Source organism: Neobacillus drentensis (assembly GCF_036965425.1).
In the GTDB taxonomy this organism is placed as follows: Bacteria; Bacillota; Bacilli; order Bacillales; family Cytobacillaceae; genus Neobacillus; species Neobacillus drentensis_F.
In genome coordinates this window covers 1-8035 of the sequence record NZ_JBALPP010000004.1, presented here as the reverse complement: position 1 = coordinate 8035, position 8035 = coordinate 1, and the positions used below count along the sequence as shown (strand labels likewise).

The following is an 8035-nucleotide window of genomic DNA, read 5'->3' as shown; positions in this document are numbered from 1 at the left end:
TAATAAAGGAAAAATAAAAATAAAATATGAAAAGAGGAAACAACAACCTTATGAACATTACCATTACAGATCAAGCGAAAGAGGCGCTGAGTCAAGTAAGTCACGATAAGATGATTCAATTATCTATGGATCCGGGCAGTTGTGATATTGTAAACACTATTTATGAAATGAAAGTAGTCCCGTTAAGAGAGAATTATTCTTATGAAAAATTATTGAATATAGACGGTATAAACATCATGATTGACGGTGACATTGAAGAAACGTACGATCATGAGCTAAACATCAATTATTCAGGAGGATCTTTTGTTTTTTCAAATAGGAATCAAATTTTTAATAATAGAATTAGACTAAGATTTGTTTAACTCCATCCAAAATCTAGAATGGATTACCAATTCTTACGATAAAATGGGGTCGGACCAATGTCTGACCCCATTTTTGTTTGTTTTTAAACTAAAATCTTGGATGCTTTTACTCCATCATGGACCGAGTCCCTTAAAGAAACCGGTTATTAACTATAAGGTAATAATAATCATCTACTTATATACTTTTTTAACCATCCATTTACTAATAATTTATAGAAAATATTTTTCTTTAAATTGTTACCCACAAACCACATCCACTGATTTATTGCGAGCCACTTTATAAACTTATATATTTCATAAATTAAAATGGATGGTAATAAAAATATTTGATTGGAGGGTTAAAAAGCTGTTTAATCTTTTATTATGAAAGAATAGCTAAAATTTTGTAATTTCATAATTTTTAATAGAATACAAAGCAAGCACTTCATATAAAAAAGGGGGAGAAACATGAATAGTTTTCCAGTGGATAGAAATAGCAGGAATAGAGTATCCCATAAGGATTTAAATCATAAAAATATTTCGGCAGGTTTGATTGCAGGAATATTCATTATTACGGGACCTACTGCTCTTATATTGGAAGCAGCAACAAAGGGAAACTTCAGTTCCACACAGACGATTCTATGGATATTTGCAGTCTATGTATTTGGAGGATTATTTGGCATTATTCTTCCCATGTATAGTCGGATACCGATTGTTGGCGGCCATACGCTTACTGGTGTTGCATTCCTGACAACGATGACATCGCAGTTTAGCTACCATGAATTAATCGGAGCATATATCATTTCAGGCATTTTAATGGTACTCATTGGATTTCTGGGTTTTTTCTCAAAATTGATTAAGTTGGTGCCTAAAGAAATTATTTCGGCAATGCTGGCAGGAATGATTACAAACTATATGGTGAATTTTATTATTTCAATCAACAAGCTAATATTAATTGGATTTATTCCTTTGGTGGCCTTTTTTATTTTTAGCAGGTGGAAAATAAAAATTCCGCCTGTAATTGCAGCGATTGTCATTGGAACTATATTATTGATCATGTTCTATCCATTGAATAACATTAAATGGAATTCTGGAGTGATTATGCCCGAAATTCAATTACCTGATTTTAATATAGTAAGTTTCCTTTCTGTCTCTATCCCGCTTGCTTTTCTCATTTTAAGCAACGATGCAGCAGTTGCGGTCGGTGCATTGGAAAAAAATAATTATCGGACCCCGATCAATCAAATTATTTCCTTTAGCGGATTATTTTCAATCATAACAAGCTTTTTTGGAGGTCAGTCTGCAAATATTGCTGGAATGGCAACAGTAATATGTGCAGATGAAGAGGCAGGTCCAAAGGAAAAAAGATACATGGGGGCTGTAGTGGCGGGTGCTCTTCTTCTCGTTTACGGTTTATTCTCTTGGAAACTGGTTCCACTAATCCAAGCTTTACCGAAAGAGTTCATTTCAATGATTGTTGGATTTTCGCTTCTCGGTGTATTTGGAAATAGTTTACATCAATCTTTCTCAAAGCAAACAATGAAAATAAGTACTGTATTTGCCTTCATTATTGCCTTATCAAAGATTACCTTATTAAGTATAAGTGCGCCCGTTTGGTCCTTACTTGTTGGTTCTCTCATTGCACGATATATTGAAAATGATACTATAGGAAAAATTGAAAAAAAGGAAAAAGAAACAGCTTAACTTATAAAAGTAAAATGGATTTTGGCCCTATAAAAAGGTAGAATTCAATTAACGAATTCTACCTTTTTTCTGAAAACTGTACACTTTCTTAGCATCAGAGCCTATATGAACAATTTTCTCAAATCAGATTTAAAGGGAATTGAGAAGTATGTTAACACCCTTTAAAGTTTGCTTTTCTTCGTTCTAAGAATGATGCTACACCTTCTTTGGCATCCTCCGTTTGAAATAACTTATGTATTACAGGATGGAGCATTTTAGCAGCTTTTTCTTCTCCTTCTAAGATAGCTAATCGTGCATTTTTTCTTGTTTCTTGAGTGCCAATTGGTGATTGGCTAGCAATATACTCTGCAAGTTCAATCGCACGAGGCAAAAGTTGATCTTGTTCTACAACTTCTTGAATGATGCCCATACGATGAGCTTCCTCAGCAGAAAATTCATCGCCTGTAAGCAAATATCTCATTGCATTTCCCCATCCTGCATCACGTACGAAACGGTACGTTGCCCCGCCAAATGGAAAAATTCCACGTTGTACTTCCAATTGGAAAAACCGCGTATCTTTAGCTGCTAAACGTATGTCAGAGTTAAGGATGAGTTCAATACCTAGAGTCAAACAAATTCCGTGAACGGCACTAATAAGCGGCTTCGTACGGTATGGTTTTTGCCCTCCCCATGGATCAATCCCACCATCAGGGTACTCATTCCCTTCCTCACTAGCTTGTGAAGAATACTCCGCTAAATCCAGTCCTAGTGTAAAGTGTTTACCATGAGCAAACAGAACGCCACAGCGCAATTCCGGATCACGCTCAAGTTCACCTAATGCAGAAGCTAATCCATAAATCAGGTCCATGTTGAATATGTTTCGTTCCTCTGGACGATTTAACCCGATAAGCAAAACATGTCCTTTTCTTTCAACAGTTACAGCGTTTGTCAAATTAAAAACCTCCCTTAAATTTTAAATTGCTGCAAATTTCTCAGAGAAACAGATCTCATATCCCTTGCTCAAGGCCGTCTCGGACCAGGCCGCATTCACCATTGTATGCGTGCGCTAGCAAACGCGCCTGCCCGAGGTCCATCCGTGAGTCTGCAATCCACTCCTGCAACGTTTACACTGAATTACATGTGAATACTAGGAACTTGATGAAAATGAACTAGATGAATTCAGCAACGTTTATTATATTATTTACTTTCCTTTAAATTCCGGCTTCCGCTTCTCTATAAATGCGGCAATGCCTTCTTGGTGGTCTTCGGTTTGCACCATTAAAGTTTGAATCAGCCGTTCCTGTTCCAGGATTTCAGCTAACGAGGCAGTCAATGCCTGGTCTATTAATTTCTTTTGTTTTCCAAATGATTTACCAGGGCCGTGCGCCAATTTTAATGCCAGTTTAGTAGTTTCTTCCTGAAGTTTTTCCAATGGATGCAAATAATTGACAACACCCAATTGATAAAGACGCTCTGCAGGAATGGGTTCGGCAGTAAAGAAGAATTGTTTGGCCAGGTGCGGACCGACTAATCTTGGCAGAAAATACGATCCTCCTCCATCGGAGATTAAGCCAACCTGCGAAAAGCTGAGGGCGAATTTACTGTCATCTGCTGCTACAATCAAATCGCAGGCCAGTGCCAGATTGAAACCCTCTCCGGCAGCACCTGCTGGGCTCCGGTCAGTTTGCCAGCTTCGTACAATTCTAGCAATGTTTTTTTGGAAAACTTTCCAACACTCGTTTTAGGAATTTCTGTGAAGAACAAAATATCATCAGGTATCCACCATTTGGTAACTTGTGTGGCAGGGTGATTCAACAACTCTTGTTTGTCATTCACTAAAATCGGGGAATTCATAGGCTGTTTTTTCTTCATGGATCAAATCTTCGTAAGATTAGACATTTGGTATTGAGGTGAGAGGAAGCTTCGCTTTGTCTGTCATGATGAAATAGGTTTCAACTGTTGTCAGGCGAGGGTGAGTCCCTTCAAATATTGAAAACAAATCTGCATAGATGAATAAAACTTTATCTTCAGCATACTGATCATTTAGTATGTATACGCTTACATATAGTGGTTTTTTTAATATTTTTATAATTTCATTGATCTATTAAATATTCATCATTAATATGAATCGGGAGCTATTTCAAAGGAATTTTCTTGATTTAGTGTTACAAATTCATGTCAAATCGAATTACACGAAACTTGTGATGTCCTTAAAAATTATCGATTCAAGCACATTGCCAATCAATTTGACGAATCATAAATGGGCAGAAATTCGCAAAATAAGTCGGAGTGAAGTTGCATCAACGGCTTGTTTTTATGGAAAAAGGATTTTCTTCCCCTGAAAAAGCCGTGATGGCAACTGCCAAATAACATGACCGTGGTCAGCTTAAAATCATGGTAACAACAAAGAGTGAATGTATGTGTTTGACCGTGTTATCCGGAACGGCAGCGGCTTCCTCAAAACTCATCCCATCCGGTATTTTCATCGCCATCTCTGCGGGAATGAACTTTTTGACCAGCACCTAAACAAGCCTACACTGTACAACCCTTAAAATCCTTTTTCTCTTGATTCTTAAATTGTTAATTTATTTCGCTATCTCGCCCGTCTTTTCTGTAATGTTCCGCTGCGAAGACTTGGATCGACGGACGGATAGCTTGTACCAGAGCAACGTGATTAACGAGAAATTGCATACCGCAATTAAATCGCCGTACACATTTTCATACGCACGGGTCCAGCGAATTCTTTTTTTGAAATTCGAGTAATATAACGCAAACCGCAACGGAAAACGAACCGCGGAAAAAGAGATGATGTACTGTGAAGTACCAACTAAAAAACTTATCAATGCTAAAATATAAATCTTTGCTGTATTTGACATGTCAATTTTCCAGCTCAATATCATTTTTAATTTCTATAAAACACTGAAATAGCAAACAAAATGAAAGAAGCTATAAAAGCTTCTTTCTATTCTAATGCTTTAAATTAATGTATAAAGATGCTTCTTTACCTCGTATTCTTCCAATTCTCTACCACTTTTTAAACGATGAATAAAATCAGGATTAGCAATGAATGGACGTCCAAAAGCCGCGACATCAATTATTCCTTCTTCAATCGCCTGACTTGCCATTACTGGATTTAATGTACCTACCCCAATAATGACACCATCCCAGTATTTTCGGACTAACTGATGCATCGTTTTGCCATCTGCAAGCACTCGATCAAATTGCATAATGGATGGGTGAATCATTGTTGCACCCGCTTCCTTTAATGCCTCAACAAATATACGAATAGCCATTTCCGGATCTTCCCACATGTAATTTGGAATATCTGCTTTATGAGCAGAGAATCGAATCATTGTTCGTTCTGTACCGATTGCGTCGATAACTGCTTTAATAACTTCCTTCATGAACGTTAATCTTTGAGCAAGGTCACCACCATATTCATCGGTACGATGATTGGTTATATCTGAATTGAATTGGTCAATTAAGTATCCGTGGGCACCGTGAATTTCCACCCCATCAAAGCCTGCTTCAATTGCATTTTTCGCTGCCTGTGCATATTGATTGATTACTACATTAATATCTTCAATTGTCATTTCTTCAGGAACATCATATGGCTTTCGGAAACGAGAGACAAGGCCTTCAGCCGGAATAGCTGATGGTGCTTGTGGGGGCAGATTTCCAGCAAGCTCGTGATGGGATAATCGTCCAACATGCCATATTTGAGCGATCATAGATCCTCCCTCTTTATGAACAGCATCCGTTACTTTTTTCCATCCCTTAATTTGTTCGTCTGAATAAATGCCTGGAATTCCAGGATAGCCTTTTCCACGAGGACTAATGACTGTTCCTTCTGAAATGATTAAACCGACGCCATCGGCAGCACGTTTTCGGTAGTATTCAACAATATCCTCTCCTACTACGCCCGTTTGATCATCTGCAAAGGATCTTGTTAACGGTGCCATTGCGATACGAGAGCGTAAATTCCAAGCTCCGATTTTAATCGGTTCAAACAATTTACTTTCTAAACCATTTTTTAAATTTCCCCGAGAATTTGTTTCTTTGATAATTTGAGCCATATTTTTTCCCCCGTTCGTTTATTCGGTATTTCTATAAATACTGAAATTGATTTTAAAATTAATCCGCTTTAACATTAAAGTAAAGCGGGAGCGTATTGTGCAAGGACTTCTCGTTGTAAACTGTAATATCTGAAGGTTCCCTCTCTGCGAACGGCTAATAAACCGCAATCGAGTAATGGTTTTAAATGATGAGTCAATGTTGAATTGTTCGGGACTTTTAATTGATCTGCCATTTCCAGGCAAGCCAGCTCTGATTGTTTAACAAGTAATTTTACGATTTGTAAACGAGTTGATTCACCTAATGCCTTATAGACTTTTACTGCAATATCATCATTCACCACTAAAAACCTCCTTTCAGTATCCTTATTTCAGTATTTCTAGAAATATTGTATTGGATTATATATGCTCTGTCAAGTGAGCGCTTTTCCATTTTTAATTTAAAGTAAAATATTCTTTTCATTTTTATTGCCTTAGTCAATTTACTCATCTCCCTTTAAGAAATATTGGTCTTAATAAGGTACTTAATAACCGTAAATGGTGTCCGCACGATTGCATTAGGCTTTAGTCCACTAAAACGAAAAAAGGCCAATGCTCGAATAACTTCAAAGCATTGACCTATAAGGCTTTTAACCTTTAATTGATACCGATGGTCGGGGTCGAACCGACACTCCTCACGGAACACGATTTTGAGTCGTGCGCGTCTGCCAATTCCGCCACATCGGCAAGGTTATATAAAAAACTACAGGGGCAGTAGGAATCGAACCCACACTGAAGGTTTTGGAGACCTTAGTTCTACCTTTAAACTATGCCCCTAAATTTATTGAAAGTTATTTTCGCTAATGCGAAAAAATTTTGGTGGAGGGGGACGGATTCGAACCGCCGAACCCCGAGGGAGCGGATTTACAGTCCGCCGCGTTTAGCCACTTCGCTACCCCTCCAAAAAGGATAAAAAAATATGGCGGAGGAAGAGGGATTCGAACCCCCGCGCGGTTTAACCCGCCTGTCGGTTTTCAAGACCGATCCCTTCAGCCGGACTTGGGTATTCCTCCGTTAAAAATATGGTAGCGGCGGAGGGGATCGAACCCCCGACCTTACGGGTATGAACCGTACGCTCTAGCCAGCTGAGCTACACCGCCAAATATATGATTGAAATATGGTGGAGCCTAGCGGGATCGAACCGCTGACCTCCTGCGTGCAAAGCAGGCGCTCTCCCAGCTGAGCTAAGGCCCCATAATTTTTGAAAAATTTCTGACTGGTCGGGAAGACAGGATTCGAACCTGCGACCCCTTGGTCCCAAACCAAGTGCTCTACCAAGCTGAGCTACTTCCCGTCATATTAAGTGGTGCCGAGGACCGGAATCGAACCGGTACGGTAGTCACCTACCGCAGGATTTTAAGTCCTGTGCGTCTGCCAGTTCCGCCACCCCGGCAATTTTGGAGCGGAAGACGGGATTCGAACCCGCGACCCCCACCTTGGCAAGGTGGTGTTCTACCACTGAACTACTTCCGCATTATGGTAAATTATTTTGCTATCGCAAAAAACTTTAGTGCGGGTGAAGGGAGTCGAACCCCCACGCCTTGCGGCGCCAGATCCTAAGTCTGGTGCGTCTGCCAATTCCGCCACACCCGCATATATGGTGCCGGCTAGAGGACTTGAACCCCCAACCTACTGATTACAAGTCAGTTGCTCTACCAATTGAGCTAAACCGGCATAATTTGTTAAATAACAGCCTGGCAACGTCCTACTCTCACAGGGGCGCGTGCCCCAACTACCATCGGCGCTGAGAAGCTTAACTTCCGTGTTCGGTATGGGAACGGGTGTGACCTTCTCGCCATAATTACCAGACTATTTACTTAAGGGTTCATTCCCTCAAAACTAGATAATGCAGAAGAAGTTTGTAAAAACGAGTTCACCTAATGACTTGGTTAAGTCCTC

The 8035-nt window shown here is 39.4% G+C and carries 6 protein-coding genes, 11 tRNA genes, 1 rRNA gene and 3 pseudogenes; 3 read left to right on the top strand and 18 right to left on the bottom strand.

The annotated features are described in order from the left end of the window. Positions 1-50 precede the first annotated feature (50 nt). Both V7161_RS00480 and V7161_RS00475 read left to right on the top strand, forming a co-directional pair. Positions 51-362: an iron-sulfur cluster biosynthesis family protein gene (locus tag V7161_RS00480; RefSeq protein ID WP_335441788.1), complete on the top strand. Its 312-nt coding sequence runs from the start codon at positions 51-53 to the stop codon at positions 360-362. Between the two features lie 447 nt (positions 363-809). After that, on the top strand, positions 810-2045 hold the full coding sequence (locus V7161_RS00475) for a benzoate/H(+) symporter BenE family transporter (protein WP_335441787.1): 1236 nt from the start codon (positions 810-812) through the stop codon (positions 2043-2045). Positions 2046-2196: 151 nt separating this feature from the next. On the opposite strand, the gene V7161_RS00470 is transcribed toward V7161_RS00475, so the two are convergent. From V7161_RS00470 to V7161_RS00460, 3 genes and pseudogenes are all read right to left on the bottom strand, one after another. Beyond that, positions 2197-2976, bottom strand: coding sequence for a crotonase/enoyl-CoA hydratase family protein (locus V7161_RS00470; RefSeq protein ID WP_335441786.1), 780 nt, complete (start codon positions 2974-2976; stop codon positions 2197-2199). 249 nt (positions 2977-3225) lie between these two features. Continuing rightward, positions 3226-3687 (bottom strand): annotated as a pseudogene (locus V7161_RS00465) (enoyl-CoA hydratase-related protein); the annotation flags it as partial. Continuing rightward, positions 3645-3896, bottom strand: coding sequence for a hypothetical protein (locus V7161_RS00460; protein WP_335441785.1), 252 nt, complete (start codon positions 3894-3896; stop codon positions 3645-3647). The gene V7161_RS00460 and the pseudogene V7161_RS00465, both read right to left, overlap by 43 nt. Before the next feature lie 251 nt (positions 3897-4147). On the opposite strand from V7161_RS00460, the pseudogene V7161_RS00455 reads away from it, so the two are divergent. Next, positions 4148-4456, top strand: a pseudogene (locus V7161_RS00455) (IS4 family transposase); the annotation flags it as partial. Between the two features lie 369 nt (positions 4457-4825). Here the strand turns inward: V7161_RS00455 and V7161_RS00450 are convergent. The 15 genes and pseudogenes from V7161_RS00450 to rrf all read right to left on the bottom strand — a co-directional run. Beyond that, a pseudogene (locus tag V7161_RS00450) lies at positions 4826-4900 on the bottom strand (hypothetical protein); the annotation flags it as partial. A gap of 99 nt (positions 4901-4999) precedes the next feature. Continuing rightward, on the bottom strand, positions 5000-6100 hold the full coding sequence (locus V7161_RS00445) for an alkene reductase (RefSeq protein WP_335441784.1): 1101 nt from the start codon (positions 6098-6100) through the stop codon (positions 5000-5002). Between the two features lie 74 nt (positions 6101-6174). Next, complete coding sequence (locus V7161_RS00440) at positions 6175-6438, bottom strand: ArsR/SmtB family transcription factor (RefSeq protein ID WP_335441783.1); 264 nt, start codon at positions 6436-6438, stop codon at positions 6175-6177. A 303-nt stretch (positions 6439-6741) separates the two neighbouring features. Then, positions 6742-6823, bottom strand: a tRNA-Leu gene (locus V7161_RS00435). 19 nt (positions 6824-6842) lie between these two features. Then, positions 6843-6913: transfer RNA gene (locus V7161_RS00430), tRNA-Trp, on the bottom strand. A gap of 40 nt (positions 6914-6953) precedes the next feature. Then, positions 6954-7038 (bottom strand) — tRNA-Tyr (locus V7161_RS00425). Positions 7039-7056: 18 nt separating this feature from the next. Further along, a tRNA-Ser gene (locus V7161_RS00420) sits at positions 7057-7149 on the bottom strand. A gap of 10 nt (positions 7150-7159) precedes the next feature. Further along, positions 7160-7236, bottom strand: a tRNA-Met gene (locus V7161_RS00415). Positions 7237-7254: 18 nt separating this feature from the next. After that, positions 7255-7330, bottom strand: a tRNA-Ala gene (locus V7161_RS00410). Between the two features lie 23 nt (positions 7331-7353). Beyond that, positions 7354-7430 (bottom strand) — tRNA-Pro (locus V7161_RS00405). A 10-nt stretch (positions 7431-7440) separates the two neighbouring features. Next, positions 7441-7529, bottom strand: a tRNA-Leu gene (locus tag V7161_RS00400). 5 nt (positions 7530-7534) lie between these two features. After that, positions 7535-7609 (bottom strand) — tRNA-Gly (locus V7161_RS00395). Between the two features lie 38 nt (positions 7610-7647). Continuing rightward, positions 7648-7729, bottom strand: a tRNA-Leu gene (locus tag V7161_RS00390). Between the two features lie 5 nt (positions 7730-7734). Further along, positions 7735-7810 (bottom strand) — tRNA-Thr (locus tag V7161_RS00385). Positions 7811-7828: 18 nt separating this feature from the next. Beyond that, positions 7829-7945 (bottom strand): 5S ribosomal RNA (gene rrf / locus V7161_RS00380). Between the last annotated feature and the right edge of the window lie 90 nt (positions 7946-8035).

What these genes read in the sequence shown, in the direction of transcription:
- V7161_RS00460 (WP_335441785.1), bottom strand. Translation starts at nt 3,896, where the DNA reads ATGAAGAAAAAACAGCCTATGAATTCCCCGATTTTAGTGAATGACAAA.
- V7161_RS00445 (WP_335441784.1), bottom strand. Translation starts at nt 6,100, where the DNA reads ATGGCTCAAATTATCAAAGAAACAAATTCTCGGGGAAATTTAAAAAAT.
- V7161_RS00480 (WP_335441788.1), top strand. Translation starts at nt 51, where the DNA reads ATGAACATTACCATTACAGATCAAGCGAAAGAGGCGCTGAGTCAAGTA.
- V7161_RS00475 (WP_335441787.1), top strand. Translation starts at nt 810, where the DNA reads ATGAATAGTTTTCCAGTGGATAGAAATAGCAGGAATAGAGTATCCCAT.